This is a genomic window from Streptomyces sp. NPDC055815 (assembly GCF_053616475.1).
In genome coordinates this window covers 50693-77660 of sequence record NZ_JBSHDU010000021.1, presented here as the reverse complement: position 1 = coordinate 77660, position 26968 = coordinate 50693, and the positions used below count along the sequence as shown (strand labels likewise).

General features: G+C 73.7%; 28 protein-coding genes and 1 riboswitch. Of the genes, 14 read left to right on the top strand and 14 right to left on the bottom strand.

The window, feature by feature from the left end; translation table 11 throughout:
* Positions 1-13: 13 nt before the first annotated feature.
* Genes ACWGN5_RS16195 through ACWGN5_RS16175 form a run of 5 tightly spaced genes read right to left on the bottom strand, consistent with a single transcriptional unit; the run spans position 14 to position 5751 of the window.
* A complete protein-coding gene (locus ACWGN5_RS16195) occupies positions 14-898 on the bottom strand; it encodes an ECF transporter S component (protein WP_453515345.1) in 885 nt (294 codons plus the stop codon).
* Positions 895-2667, bottom strand: coding sequence for an ABC transporter ATP-binding protein (locus ACWGN5_RS16190; RefSeq protein ID WP_453515343.1), 1773 nt, complete (start codon positions 2665-2667; stop codon positions 895-897). Before ACWGN5_RS16190 ends, ACWGN5_RS16195 begins: the two co-directional genes overlap by 4 nt.
* The gene (locus tag ACWGN5_RS16185) at positions 2664-3797 is read right to left on the bottom strand and encodes an energy-coupling factor transporter transmembrane component T (RefSeq protein ID WP_453515341.1); all 1134 of its coding nucleotides are present in this window, start codon (positions 3795-3797) and stop codon (positions 2664-2666) included. The genes ACWGN5_RS16190 and ACWGN5_RS16185 overlap by 4 nt, the downstream gene beginning before the upstream one ends.
* A complete protein-coding gene (locus ACWGN5_RS16180; protein ID WP_453515339.1) occupies positions 3794-4492 on the bottom strand; it encodes an SCO2322 family protein in 699 nt (232 codons plus the stop codon). The genes ACWGN5_RS16185 and ACWGN5_RS16180 overlap by 4 nt, the downstream gene beginning before the upstream one ends.
* A gap of 5 nt (positions 4493-4497) precedes the next feature.
* Complete coding sequence (locus ACWGN5_RS16175; RefSeq protein WP_453515337.1) at positions 4498-5751, bottom strand: prenyltransferase/squalene oxidase repeat-containing protein; 1254 nt, start codon at positions 5749-5751, stop codon at positions 4498-4500.
* Positions 5752-5846: 95 nt separating this feature from the next.
* Positions 5847-5920: riboswitch (cobalamin riboswitch) on the bottom strand.
* A 170-nt stretch (positions 5921-6090) separates the two neighbouring features.
* Between ACWGN5_RS16175 and ACWGN5_RS16170 the strand changes: the two genes are divergently transcribed.
* Positions 6091-7782, top strand: a complete 1692-nt coding sequence (locus ACWGN5_RS16170) for a serine/threonine-protein kinase (RefSeq protein ID WP_453515336.1) — start codon at positions 6091-6093, stop codon at positions 7780-7782.
* A 29-nt stretch (positions 7783-7811) separates the two neighbouring features.
* On the opposite strand, the gene ACWGN5_RS16165 is transcribed toward ACWGN5_RS16170, so the two are convergent.
* Positions 7812-8849, bottom strand: a complete 1038-nt coding sequence (locus ACWGN5_RS16165; RefSeq protein WP_453515334.1) for an MBL fold metallo-hydrolase — start codon at positions 8847-8849, stop codon at positions 7812-7814.
* Positions 8850-8991: 142 nt separating this feature from the next.
* On the opposite strand from ACWGN5_RS16165, the gene ACWGN5_RS16160 reads away from it, so the two are divergent.
* The 6 genes from ACWGN5_RS16160 (at position 8992) to ACWGN5_RS16135 (ending at position 13225) form a co-directional block, all read left to right on the top strand.
* Positions 8992-9207, top strand: coding sequence for a hypothetical protein (locus ACWGN5_RS16160; RefSeq protein ID WP_453515332.1), 216 nt, complete (start codon positions 8992-8994; stop codon positions 9205-9207).
* An 81-nt stretch (positions 9208-9288) separates the two neighbouring features.
* A complete protein-coding gene (locus tag ACWGN5_RS16155) occupies positions 9289-9939 on the top strand; it encodes a hypothetical protein (RefSeq protein WP_453515330.1) in 651 nt (216 codons plus the stop codon).
* A 213-nt stretch (positions 9940-10152) separates the two neighbouring features.
* Positions 10153-11616: an aldehyde dehydrogenase gene (locus ACWGN5_RS16150; protein WP_453515328.1), complete on the top strand. Its 1464-nt coding sequence runs from the start codon at positions 10153-10155 to the stop codon at positions 11614-11616.
* Complete coding sequence (locus ACWGN5_RS16145; protein ID WP_116161258.1) at positions 11616-11849, top strand: ferredoxin; 234 nt, start codon at positions 11616-11618, stop codon at positions 11847-11849. Before ACWGN5_RS16150 ends, ACWGN5_RS16145 begins: the two co-directional genes overlap by 1 nt.
* A gap of 151 nt (positions 11850-12000) precedes the next feature.
* Entirely contained in the window at positions 12001-12576 is a 576-nt protein-coding gene (locus ACWGN5_RS16140; protein ID WP_453515326.1) for a hypothetical protein, read from the top strand.
* A gap of 118 nt (positions 12577-12694) precedes the next feature.
* Positions 12695-13225, top strand: a complete 531-nt coding sequence (locus tag ACWGN5_RS16135) for a hypothetical protein (protein ID WP_453515324.1) — start codon at positions 12695-12697, stop codon at positions 13223-13225.
* Positions 13226-13345: 120 nt separating this feature from the next.
* On the opposite strand, the gene ACWGN5_RS16130 is transcribed toward ACWGN5_RS16135, so the two are convergent.
* Complete coding sequence (locus tag ACWGN5_RS16130; RefSeq protein ID WP_453515322.1) at positions 13346-13969, bottom strand: TetR family transcriptional regulator; 624 nt, start codon at positions 13967-13969, stop codon at positions 13346-13348.
* A gap of 217 nt (positions 13970-14186) precedes the next feature.
* Between ACWGN5_RS16130 and ACWGN5_RS16125 the strand changes: the two genes are divergently transcribed.
* The 4 genes from ACWGN5_RS16125 (at position 14187) to ACWGN5_RS16110 (ending at position 18168) form a co-directional block, all read left to right on the top strand.
* Positions 14187-15545, top strand: coding sequence for a glycosyltransferase family 4 protein (locus ACWGN5_RS16125; RefSeq protein ID WP_453515320.1), 1359 nt, complete (start codon positions 14187-14189; stop codon positions 15543-15545).
* Between the two features lie 172 nt (positions 15546-15717).
* The gene (locus tag ACWGN5_RS16120) at positions 15718-16452 is read left to right on the top strand and encodes a class I SAM-dependent methyltransferase (protein WP_351107916.1); all 735 of its coding nucleotides are present in this window, start codon (positions 15718-15720) and stop codon (positions 16450-16452) included.
* On the top strand, positions 16449-17540 hold the full coding sequence (locus ACWGN5_RS16115) for a prenyltransferase/squalene oxidase repeat-containing protein (protein ID WP_453515318.1): 1092 nt from the start codon (positions 16449-16451) through the stop codon (positions 17538-17540). Before ACWGN5_RS16120 ends, ACWGN5_RS16115 begins: the two co-directional genes overlap by 4 nt.
* An 85-nt stretch (positions 17541-17625) precedes the next feature.
* Positions 17626-18168 carry a hypothetical protein gene (locus tag ACWGN5_RS16110; protein WP_453515316.1) on the top strand — a complete coding sequence of 181 codons (543 nt, stop codon included), beginning with the start codon at positions 17626-17628 and terminating at the stop codon, positions 18166-18168.
* Between the two features lie 2 nt (positions 18169-18170).
* Here the strand turns inward: ACWGN5_RS16110 and ACWGN5_RS16105 are convergent, their stop codons facing one another.
* The 3 genes from ACWGN5_RS16105 to ACWGN5_RS16095 form a co-directional block, all read right to left on the bottom strand.
* Positions 18171-19181: an LLM class F420-dependent oxidoreductase gene (locus tag ACWGN5_RS16105; RefSeq protein WP_453515314.1), complete on the bottom strand. Its 1011-nt coding sequence runs from the start codon at positions 19179-19181 to the stop codon at positions 18171-18173.
* A 113-nt stretch (positions 19182-19294) separates the two neighbouring features.
* Positions 19295-20152 carry a DUF5336 domain-containing protein gene (locus tag ACWGN5_RS16100; RefSeq protein ID WP_453515312.1) on the bottom strand — a complete coding sequence of 286 codons (858 nt, stop codon included), beginning with the start codon at positions 20150-20152 and terminating at the stop codon, positions 19295-19297.
* 122 nt (positions 20153-20274) lie between these two features.
* On the bottom strand, positions 20275-21180 hold the full coding sequence (locus ACWGN5_RS16095) for an N-acetylmuramoyl-L-alanine amidase (RefSeq protein ID WP_453515311.1): 906 nt from the start codon (positions 21178-21180) through the stop codon (positions 20275-20277).
* Positions 21181-22157: 977 nt separating this feature from the next.
* On the opposite strand from ACWGN5_RS16095, the gene ACWGN5_RS16090 reads away from it, so the two are divergent.
* Complete coding sequence (locus ACWGN5_RS16090; protein WP_453515309.1) at positions 22158-23492, top strand: hypothetical protein; 1335 nt, start codon at positions 22158-22160, stop codon at positions 23490-23492.
* Positions 23493-23494: 2 nt separating this feature from the next.
* On the opposite strand, the gene ACWGN5_RS16085 is transcribed toward ACWGN5_RS16090, so the two are convergent.
* Positions 23495-24124: a class I SAM-dependent methyltransferase gene (locus ACWGN5_RS16085; RefSeq protein WP_453515307.1), complete on the bottom strand. Its 630-nt coding sequence runs from the start codon at positions 24122-24124 to the stop codon at positions 23495-23497.
* A gap of 98 nt (positions 24125-24222) precedes the next feature.
* On the opposite strand from ACWGN5_RS16085, the gene ACWGN5_RS16080 reads away from it, so the two are divergent.
* Positions 24223-24642, top strand: a complete 420-nt coding sequence (locus ACWGN5_RS16080) for a hypothetical protein (protein WP_453515305.1) — start codon at positions 24223-24225, stop codon at positions 24640-24642.
* The gene (locus ACWGN5_RS16075) at positions 24639-25061 is read left to right on the top strand and encodes a hypothetical protein (protein ID WP_453515303.1); all 423 of its coding nucleotides are present in this window, start codon (positions 24639-24641) and stop codon (positions 25059-25061) included. The genes ACWGN5_RS16080 and ACWGN5_RS16075 overlap by 4 nt, the downstream gene beginning before the upstream one ends.
* A gap of 58 nt (positions 25062-25119) precedes the next feature.
* On the opposite strand, the gene ACWGN5_RS16070 is transcribed toward ACWGN5_RS16075, so the two are convergent.
* From ACWGN5_RS16070 to ACWGN5_RS16060, 3 genes are all read right to left on the bottom strand, one after another.
* On the bottom strand, positions 25120-25524 hold the full coding sequence (locus tag ACWGN5_RS16070) for a DUF4259 domain-containing protein (protein WP_453515301.1): 405 nt from the start codon (positions 25522-25524) through the stop codon (positions 25120-25122).
* A gap of 99 nt (positions 25525-25623) precedes the next feature.
* Complete coding sequence (locus ACWGN5_RS16065) at positions 25624-26049, bottom strand: MarR family winged helix-turn-helix transcriptional regulator (RefSeq protein WP_453515299.1); 426 nt, start codon at positions 26047-26049, stop codon at positions 25624-25626.
* Positions 26050-26078: 29 nt separating this feature from the next.
* The gene (locus ACWGN5_RS16060; protein ID WP_453515297.1) at positions 26079-26963 is read right to left on the bottom strand and encodes an NmrA/HSCARG family protein; all 885 of its coding nucleotides are present in this window, start codon (positions 26961-26963) and stop codon (positions 26079-26081) included.
* Positions 26964-26968 lie beyond the last annotated feature (5 nt).

The following is a 26968-nucleotide window of genomic DNA, read 5'->3' as shown; positions in this document are numbered from 1 at the left end:
GTACGTCGATCTACTATTTCGCCTCGTACGTGACGTAGGTCCTATGGGGCGGCTCACTCGGAGAGCCCCCTTCCGGGGCCTCGAATGTGACCTGGGCCTCGAAGTTCGCCCGCCGCGTGGCCCGCCGCAGCGCCCGCAGAAGCGTCCCCCCGACGGTGAGGGTCAGGACGACGGTGAGCACGGCGCGGCCGAGGTCCCAGCCGAGGGAGGTGGCCAGGACATAGGCGAGGAAACGGACCAGGTTCTCGTGGAGCGGATCCCCGGGCACGAAGGAGATCGCCTGGCCGATGCCGCCGACCGTCACCCACCCGTAGAGATTGGTGACCGTGCCGTACGCGAACGCCGCCACGCATCCGTACGCGGACAGCATCAGCAGCTCGGCCCGCCCCCGCAGCCGGCGGTCGGCGCCCGGCAGCAGCCCCGCGCCCATCGCGAACCAGCCCATCGCCAGCATCTGCGTCGGCATCCACGGACCGACACCGCCCGTGAGCAGCGCCGACGCGAACATCGTCACCGCGCCCAGGACGAAGCCGAAGCCCGGCCCGAGGACCCGGCCGCTCAGCACCATCAGGAAGAACATCGGCTCCAGACCCGCCGTCCCCGCCCCCAGTGGGCGCAGGGCCGCGCCCACCGCGGCGAGCACGCCCAGCATCGCCACGGCCTTCGCGTCCATCCCGCAGTCCGCGATCGTCGCCACGACGACCGCGAGGAGAAGGGGGAGGAGCAGGGCGAACAGCCACGGCGCGTCGGCCGCGTGGTTCGTGACCGCGGCCGTCCGGTCGGCGAAGAGCGGCCAGCCGATGCCGATCAGGCCGACCAGGGAGACGAGGACGAGCGCGGCCACCGAGCGGGGGCCGAGGCGGATGGGGCGGGTGGTGCGGGTGGTGCGGGGGCTCACAGTGCTGCCTCCACCTGTTCGACCGTGAGCCACGGCTGCGGGGCCAGGATCTTCGCCACCTGCGGCGAGAAGGCGGGCGAGGACACGACGACCTCGGCCGTCGGGCCGTCCGCCACCACCTCGCCGTCCGCGATGATCACCACCCGGTGCGCAAGATCGGCCGCCAGCTCCACGTCGTGCGTCGCCAGCACGATCGCGTGGCCGTCCGCCGCGAGGGTCCGCAGATGGGCGACCAGACGGGCCTTCGCCGCGTAGTCCAGGCCGCGGGTCGGCTCGTCGAGCAGGAGCAGCGGGGGGCGGCCGGTCAGGACCACGGCCAGCGCGAGCGCGAGCCGCTGGCCCTCGGACAGGTCGCGGGGGTGCGTGGCGTCCGCGACGCCCGGCAGCAGCTCCTCCACCAGGGCCCGGCAGGTCCCCGGCGTCGCGCCCGCGTCAGCGTCGGCCGCCGCGCACTCGGCGGCGACGGTCTCCGCGTACAGGAGGTCCCTCGGCTCCTGCGGAACCAGGCCGACCTGGCGGATCAGCTCGCGGGGCGGGGTGCTGTGCGGGGCCCGCCCCGCGACCCGGACCGTGCCGGTGGTCGGCTCGATCATGCCCACGAGGGTGGAGAGCAGGGTGGACTTCCCGGCGCCGTTGCGCCCCATGAGGGCGACGGTCTCGCCGGGGGCGACGCGGAGGTCGACGCGGCGGAGGGCTTCCACGCGGGCGCGGCGGACGCCGAGGGCTTCGGTGTGGAGGAGGGGGGTGGTGGGGGTGGGCGGTTCGGTGCGGCGCCGTCGGAACAGGGAGAAGCCCCCACCCCGCCCGTTCCCGAAACCGGGGCCCTGCCCCGGACCCCGAGGCGCAGCCGTGGCCGAGGTCCCGGACCCGGGGGCTCCGCCCCCGAACCCCCGCGCCGCAAACGCCGACGGGGCTGAATCGGCCCCCCGGTTACGGGAAGGCCCCGCAGGGGCCGCCGGTGCGCGGCCCTCCAGCCTCGCCTTCAGCGGCGCGGCCCTCCGCCGCGCGTCCCGCACCGTGAGGGCCAGGGGGGCCCAGCCCGCCAGGCGGCCCAGGGCCACCACCGGTGGGTGCACCGGTGAGAGCGACATGATCTCGGCCGGTGGTCCCATGACCGCGTCCGGCAGGAGGAGGACCTGGTCCGCGTACTGGACCACTCGTTCCAGGCGGTGCTCCGCCAGGAGGACCGTCGTGCCGAGGTCGTGGACCAGGCGCTGCAGGACCGCCAGGACCTCCTCCGCCGCCGACGGGTCGAGCGCGGAGGTCGGTTCGTCGAGGACGAGGACCCTGGGGTGCGGGGTGAGGACCGAGCCGATCGCGACCCGCTGGCGCTGGCCGCCGGAGAGCGTCGCGATGGGGCGGTCACGGAGGTCGGCCAGGCCCAGGAGGTCCAGCGTCTCCTCCACGCGGCGGCGCATCACGGCGGGCGCGAGGCCCAGGGACTCCATGCCGTACGCGAGCTCGTCCTCCACCGTGTCCGTGACGAAGTGCGCGGACGGATCCTGCCCCACCGTCCCCACCACGTCCGCCAGCTCCCGCGGCGGATGCGTGCGGGTGTCGCGGCCGTCGACCGTCACCCGCCCCGTCAGGGTGCCGCCCGTGAAGTGGGGGACCAGGCCCGACACCGCACCGAGCAGGGTCGACTTGCCCACGCCCGACGGGCCCACGAGCAGGACCAGCTCGCCCTCCGGGATCGTGAGGTTCACGCTCCGCAGGGTCGGCTCGGCGTCCTCCTCGTAGCGCACGGAGACGTTCTCGAAGCGGATCACACGAACTCCTTGGGTTTCGGCGCCACGAACGCCGGGACCAGTCCCACCAGGACCGAAGCCGCCGGCCACACCGGCAGCTCCGGCGCCTCCAGGGGGACCACCCCGGGGTGCAGCGCCTCCGGGGCGTACGCGTTCGCCCAGATCATCAGGACCGCGACCGCCACCCCGGAGCCCGCGACCAGCCAGGCCCGCGCCCCCCAGCGGTCGGGACGGTAGCGCGTACGGACCGTCCTGCGGCCGCCGAGCCGGAGCCCCGCCATCGCGGCGAGCAGCCCCGCGCCCAGCAGCGGAAGCCCGTAGCCGGCGCCCTCCGCCGCCAGGAGTCCGTACGAGCCGGCGCAGACGCCGAGGAGGCCTCCCAGCGTCAGGACGTTCGTGGTGCGGCGCACCGCCGCCGGGACCTGCGCGGTCCGGCCGTAGCCCCGTGCGTCCATCGACGCCGCCACCGCGATCGACCGTTCCAGCGCCCCCTCCAGGACCGGCAGGCCGATCTGGAGCACCGCCCGCACCCCGCCCGTGGGCCGGCCGCGCAGTCGGCGGGCGGTCCGCAGCCGGACCACGTCGGCGACCATGTTCGGCGCGAAGGTCATCGCCACGACGACGGCGACCCCGGCCTCGTACAGCGCCCCCGGCAGCGACTTCAGCAGCCGCGCCGGGTTGGCCAGCGCGTTCGCCGCGCCCACGCAGATCAGCAGGGTCGCCAGCTTCGCCCCGTCGTACAGCGCGAACACCAGCTGCTCGGCCGTCACCCGCCCCCCGATCCGTACCCCCTGCGCCCAGTCCGGCAGCGGCACCTCGGGGAGGACGAACAGCTCGTGCTCACCGGGGATCGGGGAGCCGAGGAGCAGGGAGAAGACGACCCGCAGGGCCACGACGAACAGGCCCAGCTTCACGAACGCGCCGTACGAACGGGCCCAGGGCGCGTCCGTGCGCCGCGCCGCCACCACATAACCCGCCACCCCGACCAGGAGTCCGAGCAGCAGCGGGTTCGTCGTCCGGGAGGCGGCGACGGCCAGGCCGAGCGCCCACAGCCACCACGCGCCCGCGTGCAGGGCGTTGGCCCGGCTCGCCTCGGGGGCCGTGATCACGCTCCGGGCCGATGCCGTGAACACGCTCCGGGCCGTACTCATCCGCGCCGGCGGGCCTTCCAGATCGCCGCCCCGCCCAGGGCCAGGACCGCCGCGCCGCCCGCGAGCACGCCGAACGACGGGCCGCCGCTCCCGTGGGACTCCTGTGCGGCGGCCTCCGGAGCGGCCGACGCCGTCGGCTTCTCCGCGACCTGCTCGCCGCAGCCCTTCGCCGGATACCCGGCGATCCCGCACAGCATCGCCGCGCTGTCGTACCGCAGCGGCTTCGCCACCGCGGCCAGCGCCTCCGCGCCCGTCGCGTCCTCGCGGACCTCCGCACAGCCGACCTTGACCGGCTTCTGCGGCGGGGTCTCCCCGGGCGGCGCGTCCGTGGGGCCGCCGAAGTCGACGACGACCGCGATCCGCTTCGTACCGTCCTTCTTCTCCACGCCCCCGCAGATCCCCGCGAAGTCGGGGGCCACGGTGGGCCGGGACATGTCGTCCGTGCCGTTGCTGATCGCGAAGCGGAAGCCGAGGGCGTCGCCGTCGGCGGGCCGCGCGGTCGCCGGGCCCTCCGTGGCGTATGCCCAGGGCTTTCCGCCGGCTTTCTCCCAGAACGACCAGTACCGGTAGCCGGCCGCCTGCGCCGGAGCCGCCGCCACGGCGGTCAGGGTGAGGAGCGCCCCGGCCGTGGCCCCCGCGGCCTTCGCCCGCATCCGGCTCGCTTCGCGTGGCGTACGGCTCGCTTCGCGCGGCATCCGGCTCACTTCTTGCGGCCGCTCACGAGGAAGCCGATGCCGACGCCGACGACCGTGCCGATGCCGATGATCCACCAGACGTCGAAGCCGCGGCCCTCGTCGTCGCTGGTGGAGGAGGTCGAGGTGTCCGGGGCCTTGGGCGCCGGGCCGGTGGCGTTGAGCTGCTCGACCAGGTCCACCGTGCCGAACTCGCGCGGGTCGGTGTCCGTCGCGCGGGCCGCCAGGATCAGCTGCGCGTACGCGGCGGGGCCGCCCTCCTTCGCCCACGCGGCGGAGTTCTTCTCCAGCCACGTCAGGGCCGGTTCGGCCTCCTTCGTGGCGCCGGCGGCGGCGAGCGCGACGACGGCGTCGGCGGTGTTGCCGACGTCGGGCTGCTCGGTGGTGTCGGTGGCGCCCGGCATCGGCGGCAGCATCAGGTGGCCGGTCTTCGCGAGGGACTTCGCCAGGTAGGAGGCGCCGTTCAGGGCGGCCCGCTCGGCGGTCGGCTTCGACAGGTCGTTGCAGGCCGGCGGCTGCTCGGGGGAGGCCTTCGCGGCGACGATGCTCTTCCCGAGCCCGGCGAGGGTGGCCGCCGCGGTGGCGTCGGCGTTGGCGAGCAGCTTGCCGTTCTTGTCCGGCTGGTACGCGAACGCCCCGGCGCCCTCCTTGGACGAGCAGGGCAGGGCGAAGGTGAGGAGCGCGTCGTACGGGGAGTGGCCCTCGGAGGAGGTGAACGAGACGGGCTTCACGCCGATCGCGGCGAGCGCGCCGATCACGATCGAGGTGGAGTTGGCGTCGCTCGCGCCGCCGGGGCTGTAGCCCCAGCCGCCGTCCTTGTTCTGCACGGACCGCAGCCATTCGGTGCCGGACTTGACGGCCTTGTCGATCGCCGCGGGGGCGGCGGACTGGCGGCGCACGGCGCGGAGCGCCTCGACGGCGACGGCCGTGGCGTTGGTGTCCCGCATCGTCTTCTCGTCACAGGACGCCGACACGTCCGCGCGGTACGAGGCGAACGAACCGTCGTCGCACTGCTGGCCGAGCAGCCAGTTCACCGCCTGGTCGGCGGGCTGGTAGCCGGCGCGGCCCTGGGCGAGGAAGGCGAGCGACTGCCGCCAGACACCGTCGTACGTCGGGTCCTTCGTGCCGTACAGGCCGGGCGGGAGGGTGCCGGTCGAGGGGGTCGGGGACGGCGCGGCGGCGGCCGGGACGGCTGCTGCGGTGCCGAGCACGACTGCGGCGGCGGCGGCGAGCGCGCCGGCGGCGCGGCGGACGGTGTTCATGGGGCCCTCTCCTGCGGCCGGGCACCGGCACGCCACGGGGGCACCAGGCTCCGGCTCCGTATTCCTCGACGGTGCCGGCGGTCACGTCCCGGGCGGGGCATTCCGACTACCGCTGCGTTCGGAGCGGTTCACGGCTGCGGGACAGTGCCGGATTTCCACCGGCTTCCCCCCGTACGGGCATGATGACGACCCGCTCACTCTACCGGCCCGTATCCCTGCCGCCCCGGGGGTGCGAGGCGCCTCACACCAGGTGCGGGAGCGGGCTGCCGGGGAACTGATCACTGTGCCATGCTGGCGCCGCCAGGTGACATGACGACGGCGTCTTCACGGGGGTGCGGAATGCGCGCGTTGACCGAGAGCGACCCGCGGGGCGTCGGTCCCTACCGGCTCCTCTACCGGCTGGGCGAGGGCGGCATGGGCCGCGTCTACCTCGGCCGTTCGCGGGGCGGCCGGACGGTCGCGCTCAAGGTGGTGCACGGCGCGCTCGCCGGCGACCCGGGCTTCCGCAAACGCTTCGCCCGCGAGGTGCGGGCCGCCCAGTCGTTACGCGGCGCCGGCACGGTCCCGGTCCTCGACGCCGACCCGGACGCGGAGGTGCCCTGGCTGGCCACCGCGTACGTGCCGGGTCCGGCGCTCTCCGAGGCGGTCCTCGCGCACGGACCGCTTCCCGAACCGGCCCTCTGGCGGCTGCTCTCCGGCCTCGCGCACGCCCTCGACGGCGTGCACCGGGCCGGGCTCGTGCACCGGGACGTCAAACCGTCGAACGTGCTGCTGTCGCCGTCGGGGCCGCTGCTCATCGACTTCGGCATCGCCCGGTCCGCGGACGAGACGGCCCTGACGGGGACGGGCCTCGTCGTCGGCTCGCCCGGTTTCATGTCGCCCGAGCAGGCGGAGGGGCGGACGGTCGGGCCCGCGGCGGACCTGTTCTCGCTCGGCGCGGTCCTCGCGTTCGCGGCGACCGGGCGCGGGCCGTTCGGCGGCGGTTCGGTGGCGGAGCTGCTGTACCGGCTCGTCCACCACGAGCCGGACCTCGACGGGGTCGAGGGGCCGTTCGGCGAGGTCGTACGGAGCTGCCTCGCCAAGCGGCCGGACGAGCGGCCGCCGGTGGCGGAGCTGGCCGCGACGGCGGACGCCCACCGGGAGGAGTCGGGGAGCTGGCTTCCGGCGCCGGTGGTCGCGGCCATCGCGCAGAAGGCGGAGGAGCTGCTCAACGCGGAGGCGGAGTTCGAGCCGGAGCCGCAGCCGGGGCCGGAGCCGGGGCGGGAGCCGGATCCCGAGTCGGGGCCCGGGTCGGTGCCCGCGGGCACCGGTAAGGGTTCGAGTACGGGTTCCAGTACGGGTTCCAGTACGGGTTCCCGTACGGGTGGGAGTACAGGTTCCGGTGCGGGTGGGAGTGCGGGGGCGACGCCCGCCACCGCCCCCACCACCGTCCTGCCTCCACCGCCCCCGACCGCCGTTCTGCCCCCGCCCCGCGCCGCCGTGCGCGGCCCGGCCGCCACGCCGCGGGCCCGGGCCTCCTCGACGGGGGTGCCGTCCGCGCGGGAACGTGCCGTGCGGACGCTGACGACGGGCCTGGGGAGGCCGGTCCTCGGGCTGTTCTACCTCGTGCCGATGCTGGCCTTCCTCGTCGGCGGGGTCGACCTCCTGAGCCGGGCGACGCAGTACCCCTCGCTCTCCGACCAGGCGCAAGGCCCCTACCAGTGGGCGATGGACGACTGGTGGCGCGTTCCCGCGACGCTGCTCCTGATCGCCGCGATGGTCGGGCTCCAGGGCTCTCGGAGGCGGCTGCTCACGGTCCGGCCCGGCCGGGTCCGGCTGTGGTCGGCCGGGATCGCCCTCTACTGGATCGCGCTGATCGCCGTACTGACCCTCCACCTCCTCTGGTTCCTCTTCGTCCACAACGGCTACGACTCCTACGAGCACGGCGGGCAGCACTGGCTGTGGTGGGTGGCGATCCCGGTGATGGTGCTCGGCGGCGGGGTCTCCCCGCTGGTCCTGATCATGTCCCTCATCCGCCTGTTCAAGGCTTGAGGCGGGGCGGGGTCTCGCGAGGCGGGGTCTCAGACCGCGATGTACGTGACCGGGTCCGTGCCCGCCACCGGCTCCGCGCGGCCGAGCTTCACCAGGCGGCGGAGGTGGGCCTCGGCCTCGCTCACGGCGATGTTGCGGGAGCCGTAGGGGATCTGCTCCCAGGGGCGGTTCCACTCCATGCGCTCGGCGAGCTGCCACGGGGTGAGCGGGGTGGCGAGGAGGCCGAGGAGGCCGGTGAGGCGTTCCTCGTGGTGGTCGAGGAGTTCGCGGACCCGGCCGGCGGCGTCGGTGAAGGCGTACTGGTGGGCGGGGAGGACTTCGGCGACGCCGAGGCGGCCGATGCGTTCGAGGGAGTCCAGGTAGTCGCCGAGGGGGTCGGTCTCCGCGGCTTCGTCGGGGTCTTCGTACAGGCCGATGTGCGGGGAGATCCCGGGCAGCAGGTGGTCGCCGGAGAAGAGCCGGCCGTGACCGGGGAGCCGGGAGGGGTGCTCCTCCTCCAGGTGGAGGCAGACGTGCCCGGGGGTGTGGCCGGGGGTCCAGATCGCGCGGAGGCGGCGGCCGGCCAGGTCGAGGAGTTCGCCGGGGACGATCTCGCGGTCGGGGAGGGCCGAGCGCAGCCCGGGCAGGGTGCGCATCCGGCCGGCGGCGCGGGCGGCGCGCAGCGGGGCGATGTGATCCTCGGGGGCGCCGACGGTGGCGAGTTTGCGGGCGAGGTAGTCGAACCAGGTGCCGGGTTCGGCCTCACGGGTGCGGCGGACGACCGCGGTGTCGGCGGCGTGCATGGCGATCCAGGCGCCGGACTCCTCGCGGACCCGGCCGGAGAGGCCGTGGTGGTCGGGGTGGTGGTGGGTGATGACGACCCCGTGGATCTCCGCGACGGACAGTCCCAACGCGCCGAGCCCGCCGGTGAGTTCGTCCCAGGAGGCCGGGTCGTCCCAGCCGGTGTCGACGAGGACCGGGCCGCGGTCGGTGTCGAGGACGTGGACCAGGGTGTGGCCCAGTGGATTGTCAGGGATGGGCACCCGCAGGGACCAGACGCCTCCACCGTGCTCGGTCACCTGGGTCATGAGCGTCCTCGTCTCTGCGTACCGGTACGGCCATTGCCCACCATAACTAGAACTGACTTCCCGTCAGAAGGGCTTGCGGCGCGGAGACTTCCACCTGCCCGTGACCTGTGATCCGACCGTTGTGCTTGGCCGTTGTCGGTCGATGCCGGCCCACCTCGCACGGCCCCTGCGCGGCCCGGGGGTCGACTCGGTCGAGTGCGTGGGCCGCCCGCGGCTACCCGCCCGCCCGCCGCTCCCGCCGCCCGGCGAGCAGAGCGGGATGTTCTGGGCCGGGCCGCACGGGCCGCCGATGGCCGCCGCCGAGCAGTGGCCCGACCCGTGGTTCGAGCGCTGGGGGCCCGCCGCGCCCGCCGGCTGAGGGCTACGGGCCGTCAGAAGTCGTGCCCCAACGGCCGGATATGGTCGAGGCGCTCTTGCGGACCGGTCCTACGCTGGAGGCATGGCCACCGATCCCTTGTTGAGACAAGGCCCCGACTCGACGGATCTGGTCCTGCGCTCCGGACCGACCGGGCCGGTGTGGAACGCGCTGATCTCGGTGGGGCCGGCGCTGTTCACTCCGCTCGCCCTGGGCGGGCCGACCCTGGTCGTCGCCCTCGGGATGGCGCTGGCCGGGGCGCGGGCGTCGACCGTGTTCGTGGTGGTGGGGGTGATCGCCGGGCTGGAGTACCTGATCGGCTGGCCGTTGCTGGCCCTTTCCCGGGCCCGGGACATCCTGCGGGTGGAGTTCGCGCCGACCGGGGTGCCCACGTCCCTGCGGTTGGTCCGGGCCGCCGGGCCGGACGTCTGGCTGCCCGTCGAGACCCTGCGCGAGGTGCGGCTGACGCACAAGGTGGTGGAGCCGTACGAGGGGGACTACAAGCCGGCCGTCTCCACGCTCGCGCTGGAACTCGTCCTACGGGGCACCCGGGAGCGGATCGCGCTCCCGTTCGACGGCGACCCGCGGCGGCTCGCCGACGCGTTGAAGGCTCTGCTCGGCCCGGCTGGGGTCGTGGTGATGCTGCGCACCGAGCGCAGCACGCGCGATCGGCCGCAGCCCAACTCCCGCTGGACCTCCGGTGGTTCGGCCTCGGCCGGCTCGGGTGGCGGCTGACCCGGCACTGGACGGCTACGTTGGCGACCTCCTGCTTGAGGATCCATCCCTGCGGCGCGCGGCTGTGGCAGACGACGGCCCCCACCAGCGGCAAAGCTGCTGGTGGGGGCCGGTTTGGTCTCAAGTCTGGCCAAGTATAACTAGAACTGGTATCAGTTCTGAAGCATCGTCAGGAACTCAATGACTCTTTCATCTCCTCGGGAGGCAGCGGTCATGACCGAGCTTGTGGAGCACGGAAAGCTGTTCATCGGCGGGGAGTTGACGGACCCGCTGTCCGACGGGGTCATCGAGGTGATCTCCCCGCACACCGAGCAGGTCATCGGCCGCGTCCCGCACGCCTCCGAGGCGGATGTCGACCGGGCCGTGGCCGCTGCCCGCCGGGCCTTCGACGAAGGGCCCTGGCCGCGGATGACGGTCGAGGAGCGGATCGCCGTCGTCACCCGCATCAAGGACGCGATCGCCGTCCGGTACGAGGAGATCGGCCGCGTCATCAGCGCCCAGAACGGCTCCCCGTACTCCTGGTCCGTCCTCGCCCAGGCGCTGGGCGCCATGATGGTCTGGGACGCGGCGATCACCGTCGCCCGGGACTTCCCGTACGAGGAGCGGCGCGGCGGTGTCCTCGGGCCGCTGCTCGTGCGGCGCGAGCCCGTCGGGGTCGTCGCGGCCGTCGTCCCCTGGAACGTGCCGCAGTTCACCGCCGCCGCCAAGCTGGGACCCGCGCTGCTCGCCGGCTGCACGGTGGTCCTCAAGCCCTCGCCGGAGTCGCCCCTCGACTCGTACATCCTCGGTGAGATCGCCGCCGAGGCCGGGCTCCCGGAAGGGGTCCTGTCGATCCTGCCCGCCGACCGCGAGGTCAGCGAGTACCTCGTCGGCCACCCCGGCATCGACAAGGTCTCCTTCACCGGCTCGGTCGCCGCCGGCAAGCGGGTCATGGAGGTCGCCTCCCGCAACCTCACCCGCGTCACCCTCGAACTGGGCGGCAAGTCGGCCGCCGTGATCCTGCCGGACGCGGACCTGGAGACCGCCGTCGCCGGGATCGTCCCGGCCGCCTGGATGAACAACGGGCAGGCGTGCGTGGCCCAGACCCGGATCCTCGCGCCCCGCGCGCGGTACGAGGAGATCGCCGAGGCCTTCGCGGCCGCGGCCGGAGCGCTCGTCGTCGGCGATCCGCTCGACCCGGCCACCCAGGTCGGCCCGCTCGTCGCCCGGCGCCAGCAGCAGCGCTCCCTCGACTACATCGGGATCGGTCAGGCGGAGGGCGCGAAGCTGCTCACCGGCGGCGGCCGTCCGGACGGACTCGACCGGGGCTGGTACGTCGAGCCGACCCTCTTCGGCGACGTCGACAATTCCATGCGGATCGCCCGCGAGGAGATCTTCGGCCCGGTCATCTGCCTCCTGCCGTACGGGGACGAGGACGAGGCGCGGCGGATCGCGAACGACTCCGACTTCGGCCTCAGCGGCAGCGTCTGGACCGGGGACGTGGAGCACGGCATCGACTTCGCACGCCAGGTCCGCACCGGCACCTTCAACGTCAACACCTTCAGCCTCGACATGCTCGGTCCCTTCGGCGGCTACAAGAACTCGGGCCTGGGGCGGGAGTTCGGTCCGGAGGGCTTCGGCGAGTACCTGGAGCACAAGATGATCCACCTCCCCGGCGGCTACGAGGGCGGGGCGTGATGGGGGACCGCTGGCACGTCGAGGTCGACCGGAGCGTCTGCATCGGCTCCGGCATGTGCGTGAACCACGCCCCGGGCGGCTTCCGCCTCGACACGGCCCGCCAGTCCCACCCGGTGGAGCCGGAGACGGACGCGGGCGAACGCCTCCTCGCGGCGGCGGAGGGCTGTCCGGTGGAGGCGATCCTGATCACCCTGGCGGACGGGGGAGAACCGGTGTTCCCACCGGAGGAGTGACCACGCCCGCACCGGCCCCGACGCTCGCTCGCCGGGGCCCGGTGCGTCGCGGACCCCTCGCCCGCCGCGCTTGCTCCGACCGCCTGTGACCTGCCCGTACGCCGTGTGTGACACTCCTCCGGCACAGCAGGCGCTAGGGGAGTGGGCAGGCATGCGGGGTCGGGGTACACGGTGGGCGGCGGTCGCGGGTGCGACGGTGGTGGCGCTCCTCGGGGCGGGATGCGGCACCGGTGCGGAGGCAGATGCCTTCGGCCGTGCCGCGGCCCACGCCGAGATCACCGCCGCCGCCGAGGGGGCGGGGCTGCCGAAGTCCAAGCCTTCCGGGCCAGGTGAGCCGACCCCGACGGATGCGACCCCCCGGCCCACGCCGTCCACGGAGCGGGAGCGGGTGGCGCAGCGCGCCGCCGCCTGCTCCGCGGGCTGGCAGTACGTCGGCCCGGTCGTCGACGGATCGCGCGGCCGCTTCGAGAAGGCCGTCACCATCCTCCTCGGGGAAGAGTGGACCCAGGAGCAGCGCCAGGTCGAGAAGCTCGACGACAAGGGCGGCACCTCGCTCCTGATCACGCTCAAGAAGCACGGCTGGACGCTCTTCGCGCGCCACCACAGCGCGCGGCAGACGCTGGCCATGGACGTGATCTCCCTCCAGGCCTCGGAGGACTCGTGCATGGCGCAGTTCAGCGAGAAGGAGCTGGACGTCCTGTCGGGCGAGGACGCCGAACAGCCCTGACGACACCCGTCTTTGCGCACATCATCCGTTTCCACGTGCAAAACTAGGCCCCTTGGTCACGGGGGCAAGGGGCCTTCGTGCGCGCCGTTTTGGGAGTGTTGTGCGCAAGGCGAGTTGGGTGGCCGCGGCTGCCGGTGTGGTGCTGCTGGTCGCGGGCTGTGGCAGTGAGGGCGGTGCGGACAAGGGCGGTTCGGCGTCCGGTGGTTCGTCCTCGGCCGGTTCGTCCGCGACGGGTGGTTCCGGCGCGGGTGGTTCGAGCGACGAGAAGCTGGACGCGGCCGCCGTCACCAAGGAGTTGACGGACGCGGCGACCGAGGCCGGCTTCACGCAGGACTCCTCGGGCGAGGCGGTCCCCGCCGAGGCCAAGGAGTGCATGGTCAGCTGGACGGCCGACGCCGAGAAGGCCGCGGACCCGGCGAAGTCGTACGACGGCACGGTCTCGAACCTGGCCGGCACCGGCTGGACCGAGGAGCGGAGCTCCGGCGCGGGCGGCTCGACGATCAAGTCGCTGACGAAGAGCAGCTGGAAGCTCCAGGCCAGCAACCACTCGGCGGGCCCGCTGAAGCTGGTCATGTTCGTGGCCGTCGACAGCAGCGCGGAGTGCGCGGCGGTCCTCGCGGCGAGCAACGCCAAGCCGCAGGGCTCCTGACCCCGCACCGCCCGCGCCCCCGGCAGATGGACAGCCGGGGGCGCGGGCGGGAGGCATCGGGCCGGCGGCCCAAGGCCTCCTCGGGCGGCTCAAGGCCTTCTCAGGCGGCCCAAGGCCTCCTCAGGCCGTCGGCTCCGGTGCCGTCAGGTCGATCAGCCGGCAGACCGTCTCGATGTCGATCTTCACCTGTGCGATCGAGGCGCGTCCGGACAGCCAGGTGATCAGCGCCGAGTGCCAGGTGTGCTCGATCACTCGGACCGCCGAGAGCTGGCTCGGCGTCGGGTGCTCCGCCCCCATCGCGTCCAGGATGATCGCGGTCGTCAGCCGGGAGACCGTGTCGACCTCGGGGCTCACGCTGCGGTCCGCGAAGGTCAGCGCCCGCACCATCGCGTCCGCCAGCTGCGGCTCCCGCTGGAGGGCCCGGAAGGCGCGCATCAGCGTCTCGGCGACCCGCTCCGCCGGTTCGGCGCCCGCCGGCGGCCGCTTCCGCAGCGTCGTGTGCATGTGCTGCAGCTGGTCCTGCATGGTCGCCACGAGCAGGTGGATCTTGGACGGGAAGTACCGGTACAGGGTGCCGAGCGCGACCCCCGCCGCCTCCGCGACCTCCCGCATCTGCACGGCGTCGAAGCCGCCCCTGGCCGCGAGCTGGGCGCTGGCGTTCAGGATGCGGCGGCGCCGCGCCTCCTGGCGCTCCGTGAGGGGCGGCGACGCGGGTCTGTGGTCCGCTCTGTTCTCTGCGGTCATGAGGTCCCGTTCCGTGCGGCTTCCGTTCGGTGGGGAGCGACAGTATGGCCGTGCCGCCGCCGTGGCGCGAATCACCTGTTCCGGCTCTCACCACGGAGCTACCTGCCGGTAGATTCTGTGCTCCTTGAAGGATCAAGAACGATCAAGTCTGTAACTTGTTCTACATTAGCGCGAGCGGTTACGCTCCCGCGAAACGCACGCTCGAAGGGGGTCGCGCATGACCGCTGAGGCCATAGAGGCAAGCCCCCGCCAGGGCGTCACCGCGGCCGGTGACCTCCCCCGAGGTCTCGGCTTCGCTCGACCAGGGGGGACCCCCATGTTGCGGATCGCTCTCCTCACGTACAAGGGGAACCCGTTCTGCGGCGGCCAGGGCGTCTACGTCCGGCACCTCTCCCGCGAGCTCGCCCGCCTCGGCCACACCGTCGAGGTCATCGGCTCCCAGCCGTACCCCACCCTCGACGAGGGCGTGCCGCTCACCGAGATAGCGAGCCTCGACCTCTACCGCTCCCCGGACCCCTTCCGGACGCCGAAGCGCGAGGAGTACCGGGACTGGATCGACGCGCTCGAAGTCGCCACCATGTGGACCGGCGGCTTCCCCGAGCCGCTCACCTTCTCCCTGCGGGCCCGGCGCATGCTCGCCGCCCGCCGCGGCGACTTCGACGTCGTCCACGACAACCAGACCCTCGGTTACGGACTCCTCGGCGGCCCGCGCGCGATCGGCGCGCCGCTCGTCACCACGATCCACCACCCCATCACCGTCGACCGGCAGCTCGAACTCGACGCCGCCGCCGACTGGAAGCGCCGCGCCTCCGTCCGCCGCTGGTACGCCTTCACCGGCATGCAGAAGAAGGTCGCCCGCCGGCTGCCGTCCGTGCTCACCGTCTCCGGCACCTCCCGCCAGGAGATCGTCGAGCACCTCGGTGTCCGCGAGGACCGCATCCGCGTCGTCCACATCGGCGCCGACACCGACCTCTGGTCCCCGGACCCGTCGGTCGCCGAGGTCCCCGGACGGATCGTCACCACGTCCAGCGCGGACGTCCCGCTCAAGGGCCTGGTCTTCCTCATCGAGGCGCTCGCCAAGCTCCGTACCGAGAACCCCGAGGCGCACCTCGTCGTCGTCGGCAAGCGCGCCGAGGACGGGCCGGTGGCCACCGCGATCGAGCGGTACGGGCTCGGCGGCGCCGTCGAGTTCGTGAAGGGCATCAGCGACGCCGAGCTCGTGGACCTCTACCGGTCCGCGCAGGTCGCCTGCGTGCCCTCGCTGTACGAGGGGTTCTCGCTGCCGGCCGCCGAGGGCATGGCGACCGGGACTCCGCTGGTCGCGACCACCGGGGGCGCCATTCCGGAGGTCGCCGGGCCCGACGGGGAGACGTGTCTGGCGGTGCCGCCGGGGGACGCGGGGGCGCTGGCCGCTGGGCTGGGGCGGGTGCTCGGTGATGCCGAGCTGCGTTCCCGCCTTGGTGCGGCGGGGCGGGCGCGGGTCCTGGCCAACTTCACCTGGGCCAGGGCCGCCCAGGGGACGGCCGAGCTGTACCGCGAGGCGGTGGCCCGTCAGGGAGCCGGAGCTCGCCGGTGACACCGAGGCCTGTTCACCGGGTGCGGCCCGGTGGGTGGCTTGTGCCCACCCTCCCCCAAGCTCTCGGCTTCGCTCGAGCAGGGGGGACCCCCATCGCCCCGCGGAACGCCTGCCCACAAGCCGGCGGCGGCATCTGCCCACCATCAGTCTCCAACCGCGAAAGCAGGACCTCGTGCTGACCGTCGACTTCACTCGTTTTCCGCTCGCTCCCGGTGATCGTGTGCTCGATCTCGGCTGCGGGGCGGGGCGGCATGCCTTCGAGTGCTACCGGCGTGGTGCCCAGGTCGTGGCCCTCGACCAGAACGGCGAGGAGATCCGCGAGGTCGCCAAGTGGTTCGCGGCCATGAAGGAGGCCGGGGAGGCGCCCGCGGGGGCGACCGCCACCGCGATGGAGGGGGACGCGCTCAACCTGCCGTTCCCCGACGAGTCCTTCGACGTCGTCATCATCTCCGAGGTCATGGAGCACATCCCCGACGACAAGGGCGTGCTCGCCGAGATGGTGCGCGTCCTCAAGCCGGGCGGCCGGATCGCGATCACCGTGCCCCGGTACGGCCCCGAGAAGGTCTGCTGGGCGCTCTCCGACGCGTACCACGAGGTCGAGGGCGGCCACATCCGCATCTACAAGGCCGACGAGCTGCTCGCCAAGATCCGGCAGGCGGGCCTCCGGCCGTACGGCACCCACCACGCGCACGCGCTCCACTCGCCGTACTGGTGGCTGAAGTGCGCCTTCGGCGTGGACAACGACAAGGCGCTGCCGGTCCGCGCGTACCACAAGCTCCTGGTCTGGGACATCATGAAGAAGCCCGCCCTGACCCGGGTCGCCGAGCAGCTGCTCAACCCGGTCGTCGGCAAGAGCTTCGTCGCCTACGCCACCAAGCCCCACCTCCCCAAGGCCGACGCGCAGTGACCCTCCCCGAGCGGATCGCCGAGCACCTCGTCCTGCCCGGCGTGCTCACCGCGGAGCAGGCCGCCGAGACCGTCGCCGGGATACTCGCCTGCCAGCGCGAGGACGGCGCCATCCCCTGGTTCCGCGGGCACCACCTGGACCCGTGGGACCACACGGAGGCCGCCATGGCCCTCGACGCGGCCGGCGAGCACGAGGCCGCCGCCCGGGCCTACGAGTGGCTCGCCCGGCACCAGAACGGCGACGGCTCCTGGTCCGCGGCGTACCACGACGGCGACCCGGAGCAGGTCACCGACTCCGGCCGGGAGTCCAACTTCGTCGCGTACATCGCGGTCGGCGTCTGGCACCACTACCTGTCCACCGGCGACGACGCCTTCCTCGACCGGATGTGGCCGATCGTCTACGCGGCCGTCGAGTTCGTCCTCGGGCTCCAGCAGCCCGGCGGCCAGATCGGCTGGAAGCGCGAGGCCGACGGGGCGCCGGTGAACGACGCGCTCCTGACGGGCAGTTCGTCGATCCACCAGGCGCTGCGCTGCGCCCTCGCGATCGCCGAGGTCCGCGAGGAGGCGCAGCCCGACTGGGAGCTGGCCGCGGGGGCCCTCGGCCACGCGATCCGCCGGCACCCCGAGCGGTTCCTCGACAAGTCCCGCTACTCGATGGACTGGTACTACCCGGTCCTCGGCGGCGCGGTCACGGGGGCCGACGCGAAGGCCCGGATCGATGCCGACTGGGACCGCTTCGTCGTCCCCGGCCTGGGCGTGCGCTGCGTCGTCCCCAACCCGTGGGTCACCGGCGGCGAGAGCTGCGAACTCGCCCTCGCGCTGTGGGCGATGGGGGAGTCCGACCGGGCGCTCACCGTCCTCCAGGACATCCAGCACCTGCGCGCCGAGAACGGCATGTACTGGACGGGGTACGTCTTCGAGGGCGCCACGGAGGCCGACAAGGCCGTCTGGCCCGAGGAGCAGACCAGCTGGACCGCCGGCTCCCTGCTCCTCGCGGTGGCGGCCCTGGGCGGCGAGGAGGCGACCGTCGCGGTCTTCGGCGGGACCCACCTCCCCACGGGCCTCGAACCGGACTGCTGCGGAGGCTAGGCCCCTACCCGTACGGAGTCCCCCAGGTGGCGGACGCGGTGAGGCCGGGTGAGGCTGGCGCCACCGTCACCAGGGAGGTTCCGTCTTGCCCAGAAGTGTTGCGCGGGGGGTCGTGGCCCTGCTGTTGTCCTGCGCCCTGCTCCTCACCGCCACCGCCTGCAACGACGACGCGCAGAGTGGGAGTGGGGCGGCGACGCCGACGGCCTCCACGAGCTTCGAGCAGCAGAAGCTGGCGAAGACGCGGTTCGTGGCCAACGCCGGTCTGGCCGCGGGCGCCACGTACCAGTGGATCGTGAAGCCGTACCGCGCGGGCAAGTTCAAGAAGGGCGCGGACGGCCGGACCTTCGCCCTGGTGAAGGCGGGGCTCGCGGGCGCGTTCACGTACAACCGGCTCAAGGCGGCCGTGAACAACGCCAAGGGCGACCCGCTGCTGTCGAAGGCGGTCGCGCCGCTCTCCGCCGGGATCGAGTCGCTCAAGGACCTCGGGACGAAGCTCCGCAAGGGCGAGGCGGGCGACGCGGACGTCGGCGCCTTCGAGAACATCATCAACAGCGTGAAGGACGCCGGTAGGAGCGCCGGGGCCGAGGTCGTGGACAAGGTGCCCAGCACGTCGCAGCTGGGTGGCTGACGCTATGAGGTGAGCTCCGCCAGGAGGCGGAGTGTGGCCGGGTCCGGTGCCGTGACCAGCAGGTCCGTCACCGGGCCCTCTCGCCATCGGTCGAGGCGCTCGGCGATCCGCTCCCGCGGGCCGACCAGTGAGATCTCGTCCGCGAAGGCGTCCGGGACGGCGAGCACCGCCTCCTCGCGCCGCCCCGCCGCGAACAGCTCCTGGATGCGGCGGGCCTCCTTCTCGTACCCCATGCGTCCCATCAGATCGGCGTGGAAGTTGCGGGCCGTGTGGCCCATGCCGCCGATGTAGAAGCCGAGCATCGCCTTGACCGGGAGCAGTCCGGCCGTCACGTCCTCGCAGAGCTGCGCCCGGACCATGGGCGCGACCAGGAAGCCGTCGGGGAGCGTGTCCGGGAGGGCGTACACCTCGGCCCAGCGGTCCGGCGTCCAGTAGAGCGGCAGCCAGCCGTCGGCGATGGCGAGGGTCTGCGCGATGTTCTTGGGACCCTCCGCGCCGAGCAGCACCGGGACGTCGGCGCGCAGGGGGTGCGTGATCGGCTTCAGGGCCTTGCCGAGGCCGGTGCCGTCCGCGCCGGTGTACGGGTGGGAGTGGTGGCGTCCGTCGAGCCGTACGGGCGCCTCGCGGCGCAGCACCTGGCGGACCACGTCCACGTACTCGCGGGTCGCGGTCAGCGGGGAGCGGGGGAAGGGGCGCCCGTACCAGCCCTCGACGACCTGCGGCCCGGACAGGCCGAGCCCGAGCAGCACGCGTCCGCCGGACAGGTGGTCGAGCGTGAGCGCGTGCATCGCGGTGGTCGTGGGCGCCCGGGCGGCCATCTGCGCGACGGCGGTGCCGAGCCGGATGCGGCTGGTGTGCGCGGCGATCCAGGTCAGCGCGGTGAAGGCGTCGGAGCCCCAGGCCTCGGCGGTCCACACGGAGTCGTAGCCGAGCCGCTCGGCCTCGCGGGCGAGGTCGAGGTGGGCGGGGGAGGGGCCGCGGCCCCAGTAGCCGAGGGCGAGCCCGAGTCGCATGCCCCACATCCTTCCTGACGCTCCGTCAGATACGTGTTGCGGGGACTGTACGGCAACGGCCCCCCGCCCGGAAGGGATTCCGGACGGGGGGCCGTTCGTGGGCCGAGGGGCGATCAGCCGCGCTGGATGCCCGTCGTGTCCTGCAGGACACCGCGGCGGCCGTCCTGCGTCTGGGCCACCAGGCCAGGACCGCGCTGCTCGACGGCCAGGTACCAGGTGCCCGGCGCCAGCTCGGCGATCGGCGCCTGCGAGCCGTCCTCCGCGTACAGCGGACGCGCGACCGGGACCGCGAACCAGAACGGCGCGAAGTCCGAGGCCGGCTGCGGGGCCGGGGCGGCCGCCTGCGGCTCGGGCTGCTGCACGGCCTGCGGCTGCGGGGCGACGGCCTGCGCGCCGAACGGCTGGCCCGCACCCTGTGAGGGGTCGTGCGGGGCGCCGTACGGCTGCTGCTGCGCACCCGGGTAGCCGTAGCCGCCGGGGACGCCCGGCTGACCCGGCTGGCCGGGCTGCATGCCGTACGGCTGCGGGGCCTGCGGCCTGGGCGCGCCGACGAGCGGGGCCTTCAGGGCGGGGACCAGCGGACCGGCGACGGCGGCACCGGCCACCACCAGGGCGGCGATGAGGCCGAGGACCAGACCCGCGCCGGCGCTCTCCGCCTCGAAGATCCACATGAGCAGGGTCCAGGCGGACGCGATGGTGAACGCGGCACCGACCTGGCCGAGCTCCAGACCGGCCACCTTGCGCTGCTGCGGCAGGGCGCGGGAGGCGACGACGAGGGCGGCGCCCGCGATCCCGACGAAGAAGGAGCCCCAGCCGAGATACGAGAGCTCCCACGAGTTCACCGTGGGGACCTTGTCGCAGATCTCGGGGGAGGCGTCACAGCCTGCGATGTCGAGGAACGAGGCGATGAACAGCACCACCGCTGCGCCGATCAGCACGCCATCGCCTCGGGTGAGGGAGCGGATATTCACGTAAGAGTCCTTCGTCGGGTCGTCGGTCGTCGCGTCGGGTGGCGCTCAGGTCATGGCGCTCAGGTCTGTGGCACGGGGGACGGGGCCCCCATCGTACGGAGCGAATCTATCGCCCGCGGGTTCTACCCCTTGAGGTAGGTCGCGATGCCGTCCGCGAGCCCCTGCGCGGCCTTCTGCCGCCACGTCGCCGACGTGAGCAGCTGGGCGTCCTTCGGGTCACGCATATTGCCGCATTCCACGAAGACCTTGGGAACGGTCGAGAGGTTGAGGCCGCCGAGATCGTCCCGCACGTCCAACCCCGTGCCGGAGCCGATGTAGTTGGCGGGCGCGGTTCCGGTGGCGCGGGCCAACCGGTCCGCGATCCGCTCGCCGAGGGCGCGGGAGGGGCCGACGATCTTCGAGGTGTCGGCCGCGCCCGCCCGCACCTTCGCCGGCAGGATCACATGGAAGCCGCGGTGGCCGACGGCCGAGCCGTCCGCGTGGACGGACACCACGGCGTCGGCGCGGGCGGCGTTGCCGATCCGGGCCCGCTCGTCGATGCAGGGGCCCCAGGGGCGGTCGCCGTCGTGGGTGAGGACCACCTTCGCGCCGCGCGCGGTGAGGAGGTCGCGCAGCCGGTGCGAGACGTCGGAGGTGAACGAGGCCTCCGTGTAACCGGCGTTGGTGGAGGTGCCGGTGGTGTCGCACTCCTTCCGGGTCGTCCCGATATTGACCTTCTGGTTGATTTCGGTCGAATGGCGGAAGTTGCCGGAGTTGTGGCCGGGGTCGATGACGATGGTCTTCCCGGCGAGCGAGCCGCCTCCCCGGGCGGCGGGCGGCGCGGGGGTGGCCCGCGGTGCGGAGGGGGAGGCGGAGGCGAACGGCGGCCGGGACTGCGTCCCGCTCTCGCCCCGGGTGGCCTCCTGGCCCTTCCCCGTCGGCGGCGCGGCCTGTGAGGCCCCGCACCCGGCGAGCACGGCGCAGCAGCCCGTGGCGGCGAGGGCGAGGGCGAGGGTGCGGCGGGCGGTGTTCCGGTGGTCGTACGGCACCCCGCGACTTTAGGCCCTGCGCGGGGCGAAATGCCGCAGGGGTACGTCGCAGGTCGGTCACCGCCTTCATATTGCGGTGGACGCGTGTGAGCGAACCGTGAAGGGTAGGTGAGAAGGGCGACGGTGGGGTGTCACCGCGCAGGGACCCACGAGGGGGGACCGTGGTGGGGGAAGAACCGAACGACGCACGTCCCGAGCCGAACGACCGACGTCCGGGCGAGAGCGACTTAAGCCGACGGAGCGACGGGCCGGCCTCCGGGCCGCCGCCTGGAGCCCCTTCGGACGCCTCCGCGCCACCGTGGGCACCGCCGCCGCCGTCCGGCGCGGGGGCCGAGGGTGCGGCCGGGCCCGGCACGTCTGCCTCCGGGGCTCCGGCGGGTCCCGCCGCGCCCGGCGCGGGAACGCCCACGCTCGCCTTCGGCGGCCCGGCGCCCGGCGCGGGGGCCGAGGGCTCTCCGCCTGCGGCTCCGGCCGCACCCGCCCCGGCCGGCTCCGGGGTTCCGGCGGCTCCCGCCGACTCGGGCGCTGGTGCGCACACGCTCGCCTTCGGTCCGCCGGCCGGGGCCGACGTCCCTCCGCCCGGTGCGCCGTACGGCGCAGGTCCCGAGGGCAACCCGCCCCCGGCCACCGCCGCCTCGCCCGGCGCCGGGCCCGCGCCCGGGGCCGGTCCTCCGCCCGGGGCCGGTGCCGCGCCCGGGTACGGCGCTGCCCCCGCCCCCGCCCCCGCGACCGCCGCCGGGTGGGCCGGGGCCGGGACCCTGCCGCCGCCGCCCGGTGCGCCGCCCGGGTTCGGGCCGCCGCCGTCCGCGCAGCCTCAAGGCCCCGCGAACCCTGCGCAGGCCGCCGCCGTCGCCCTGCTCAACCTCTCCGGTCTCGGCCTCGGCTACGTCCTGCTGCGGAACTGGGTCGGCGCCGCGCTCTGCTGGCTCGCCACCGCCGTCCTGCTCGTCGCCGCGCTGCCCGCCGACGTCGACGGCGTGCCCACCTCCGTCGTCTACGGCTACCTCGCCTTCCTGATCGCCGTCGCCGTCGACGGCGGCCGCCGCGGAGCCCGCGCCACGCTCCGGGCAGGCGCCGGCCTCCGCCGCCTCGCGCTGCCGCTCGCCCTCGTCCTGCTCGCGGTCCCCGCCGGAGGCTCCCTCGCGTACGGCGCCGCCCGCGACGAGGCCAAGGAGCAGGCCCTCCTCGAACGGCTCGCCGCGGCCGACGCGCTCGTGAAGTCCGCCGACGGCCTCGCCTTCGACAAGGCCGAGCCGGCCTACCGCAAGGCGCTCGACACCTACCGGGACCTCGGCACGAAGCACGCCGGCTCACGGGCCGGGAAGCTCGTCCCCGACCGCCTCGACGCGTACTACAAGGCGGTCTCCGCCCCGTACGACAAGAAGCAGTACTGCGCGGCCGTCCCCCCGCTCAAGCATCTGCGCGAGCTGCCCTCCAGCGTCGACAAGGAGCTGCTCGGCTCCCGGCCGGCCAAGACCGACGAGCCGCTCGCCGAGTCGCTCTACCAGTGCGGCACGGCGGCGCTCGGCGTGCAGACGGCCGCCCCGACGGCGAGCGAGAGCCTCAACGAGCTCCTCAGCACCTTCCCGAAGTCCACCCAGGCGACCCGCGTCGAGCCGGCGGTCCGGGCGGCCGTCAAGACCCGCACCACCGCCCTGAGCGGCGCCGAGCCCTGCGACGCCACCGCCGAGCTGCGCGCCCTGCGCGCCACCCTCGACGACATGCCGGACCCGTCCCTCGAACCCGCCTCCAAGGAGGCCGCGGACGCGGTCCAGAAGGGCGACTTCGCCTGCGGCACCGACCAGTTCAAGGACAAGGAGTTCAGCACCGCGGCCACGACCATGACCGACTACGCCAAGACCTACCCGAACAGCCCGCAGGCCGCCCACGCCCGCTCGATCGCCATCGCCGCCGAGATCGCCGAGGAGGAGCCCGCCGCCGGCAGGAGCCTGCCCCCGGCGGACGTCCCCGGCGGCGCCCGCATGGTCATGGTGGTCAGCAACGACGGCCCCGGCGAGGTCGAGCTGCTCTACACGGGCCCGATGACCGGCAAGGTCACCCTCCGGGCCTGCGGGACCTGCACGAAGTACCAGACCCCGCTGCTCGTGAACTCCCCGAAGATCAAGGCCTGCTCGGGGCCGTCCTCGAAGTACCCGAAGGCGACCCTGCTCCTGCCCGCCGGCGACTACCACTTCCTCCAGAAGCGCGCGGCCACCGGCACCTCCACGGCGGGGGACACCAAGTCGAGCAAGACGATGATCGAACCGGGCTACAGCTACACCAACTGCCTGTACGTGACGTCCCTGTTCTGACGTCAGCGGCGGCGCAGCACCCGCAGCGAGTCGGTGACGGAGACCTCCTCGAAGTCACCCGACTCAAGGGCCCGGAGGTAGATCCGGTACGGCGCCTGGCCGCCGTCCTCCGGGTTGGGGAAGACGTCGTGGATGACCAGCAGGCCCCCGGGGGCGACCCTGGGGGCCCAGCCCTCGTAGTCGTTCGTGGCGTGCTCGTCGGTGTGCCCGCCGTCGACGAACACGAGCCCGAGCTGCCCGCCCCACACCTTCGCGACCTGCGGCGAACGCCCGACCACCGCGATCACGTGCTCTTCGAGACCCGCCTTGCGCAGGGTCCGGCGGAAGGTCGGCAGCGTGTCCATGACCCCCACCTCCGGGTCCACCACGCTCGCGTCGTGGTACTCCCAGCCCGGCTGCTGCTCCTCGCTGCCCCGGTGGTGGTCCACGGTCACCGCGACCGTCCCCGCCTGCCGGGCCGCGTCCGCGAGCAGGATCGTGGACCGCCCGCAGTACGTCCCGACCTCAAGGAGCGGCAGCCCCAGCTTCGCGGCCTCCACGGCCGCCCCGTACAGCGCGAGCCCCTCCCCGACGGGCATGAACCCCTTCGCGGCCTCGAAGGCGGCAAGGATCTCGGGCGAGGGCTCGGACATGGTCACTCCTACTGGCGGGTACGCGTCTGTGGCCGCCCATGGTGCCCTATGCGCCGCACGCGAACCACACCGTCTTCCCTCCGTTACGATCGCTGACCGTGGCGACCCTCATAGGCATGGTGATCCTCGCCCTCGTCCTGCCGGCCTGGGCCGGGATCACGTACGTGGGGCTGGTGCGGGCCCGGCGGGAGAACGGCGGACTGACCGTGTCGCCCCCGCGCCGCCGTACACCCGCGAAGAAGGCCGCCTGGGTCGCCGCCCTGTCCTTCGTCGGGGGCGGGGCACTGCATGTGTACGGGCTCTCGTACATGCCGTTCCTCCAGCCGGAGGACGCGTGCTGGTTCAACGCGGGGCACATGGCGGTGCCCGACTCCAGCAGCGCGCTGCCCGTGAGCCTGGTGTGCGCGGGCGAGGAGATCGTCCCGTGGTGGGTCAACCCGGGGCTCCTCGTCCTGGCGCTGACCGCCGTCACCGCGACCGTCACCAGCATCGTCCTGGCCCTGAGGAGACGCGCGTGAACGAACCCCGCTTCAACCTGCCGCCCCGAGCCCCGGCCGAACTCCTCGCCGCGTGGCACGAGCTGGCCGACCGGGTCTGCCGTGAACTGGCCCTGGCCGGCCTTCCCGCCCACCGGGGCGATCTCGACGGTGACCGGCCTGCCGGGTCCGGTGCCGATGTCCACGTGGACCGGATGCTCGACGGCGGGGTGTTCGTGAACTGGCGGACGGACCCGGCGCTGACGGCCCCCGCGATCGAACTCTTCGCGCGGGGCATCGACTACGAGAACCCGCCTCCGGTCGTGCGCCACCACCGGGACGTTCACCGGTTCATGCAGGACGCCCTGCTGGGAATCCTCGCCTCGGCCGGATTCCAGGTCGAGGTACCGGACCCGCACACGTACGGCAGCGCGGTGTACGTGAAGGGCGCACGGGCCTGATCCCAGTCAGGCCCCAGCGGCGCCTGATCTCCGGTCAGCCCCAGCGGCCCGATCTCCGTCAGGCCCCCGCGAGGACCCCCCTCAGCTTCCGCACGCCCGCCTTCCACTCCTCCCCGTCCGACTCCTCCCAGAGCTCCAGGAGTTCGGACGGCTCGGTGAGGACCCGGTCCAGGGCCTCCACGGCCGCCGGACGCAACTCCGCCGGAAGTACGGGCAGGGGCTTCTTCGGGCCGTACGAAGTGGTGACCGGCTCCCCGCCCGGGCACTGTGCCGCCACCAGCGCCGCCGAGGCGATCGCCTCCACCGCCAGGTCCGAGTCCAGGTACTCCTCGCCCGTCGTGGTCACCTCGCGGAAGGCCGCGAGCAGGACCCCGGCCCGCTTCTCCTCGGGGGCCTCGTCCACCCGGTACGAGAAGTCGGCGGCGGTGTCGTTGTCGAAGGGGCCGATGTCCCAGGTACCCATGGCGTGCTCGCTCTCTGCTGTCCTCCAGGCCTCCGGAGATCCTGGCAGCCACCACTGACAACGCCCCCTGCCCCGGCGGCCGTCCGGGCGCCGGGCCCTTCATGGCCGTCCGGGCCCTTCGAGGTTCTCGATCATGCGCTCCAGGACGCGGACGGCGGTCCCGTACTCCTCGGGCGAGATGCCCTCGACGGACCGGGCGCGGAACGCCGCCACCTCCGAGCCGACCTCGGCCAGCCGACGGGCGCCGTCGGGGGTGAGGGCGAGCCGTCCCGGGGCGGGGCGCGACACCCAGCCGCCGGTGACGGTCGTGTCGACGGCGGCGGTCAGGGCGGGGGCGTCGGCGTTGGCCGAGAGGATCGCGAGGACCTCGGCGTCGGTCGTTCCGTCGCTGTCCTTGACGACGTTGAGCACCTGCCAGGCGAGGCGGGTGAGGCCGAACTCCCCGAGTGTGCCGTCCATGACACGGGTGAGGGCTTCGTCGGTGCGGTTGAGGAGGAAGCCGATGGGCTTGGGCCTGTGCTGCATGCGGGACTCCCCGGTGGTGAGAGATGCGGTCAGGAGTGGGACGGCGTGCGCTCAGGCGCCAGTATCGACGTCCAGTCCTGCGTCCGCGCCCAGTCGTCGAAACCGTGCCAGCCGACCTCGGGGAACGCGCGGCGCAGCCCGGCGACGTCCACGTCGAGACCGGTCGTGGTGAAGTACGAGAACATCGCGGCCAGGTCCGTGGACCGGGTGCGCACGTAGGCGAGCGGGACCTCCTGGTAGGAGACCGGGCGGCCCATGGCGGCGGCGAGGATGCCGGTCATCTCGCCGGGGGTGCGCTCGTCGGAGGCGATGTCGATGCGCCGGCTCGTGAACTCCTCGCGGCGCCCGAGGGCGAGCGCGGCGAACGCGCCGATGTCCCGCGAGGAGATGAGCGCGAGCGGTCGGTCGGCCGGCATCGGCCAGGCGAAGGTCCCCTCGCGCAGTCCGTCGGCGGTCCAGCCGCCGGCGTAGTTGTCCATGAACGCGGCGGGGCCGATGACCGTCCAGGGCGTGCCGGAGGCGCGGAGGTGGTGCTCGACCGTCCGCTTGCTCTCGTAGTGCGGGACGCCGGTGTCACGGTCGGCATGGGCGACGGAGGTGAGGACGACATGGCCGAGGCGGGCGGCCGCCGCCGCGTCGACGAGGGCCCTGCCCTGCCGGATCTCGGTCTCGGCACCGGCCTCGAAGGCGGTGACGGCGAAGAGGGAGTCGGCGCCCGCGAGGGCGGCGTCGAGCGAGGAGCGGTCGTCGAAGTCCGCGTACCGCACGTCGGCGCCGAGGGCGCGCAGGGTCTCGGCGGCCGGGGAGTCGGGGCGGCGGGTGAGGGCGCGGACCCGGTGGCCCGCGGCGAGCAGGCTGCGGGCGGTGGCTCCGCCCTGGGCTCCGGTGGCTCCGGTGACGGCGACGGTGAGCATGGTTC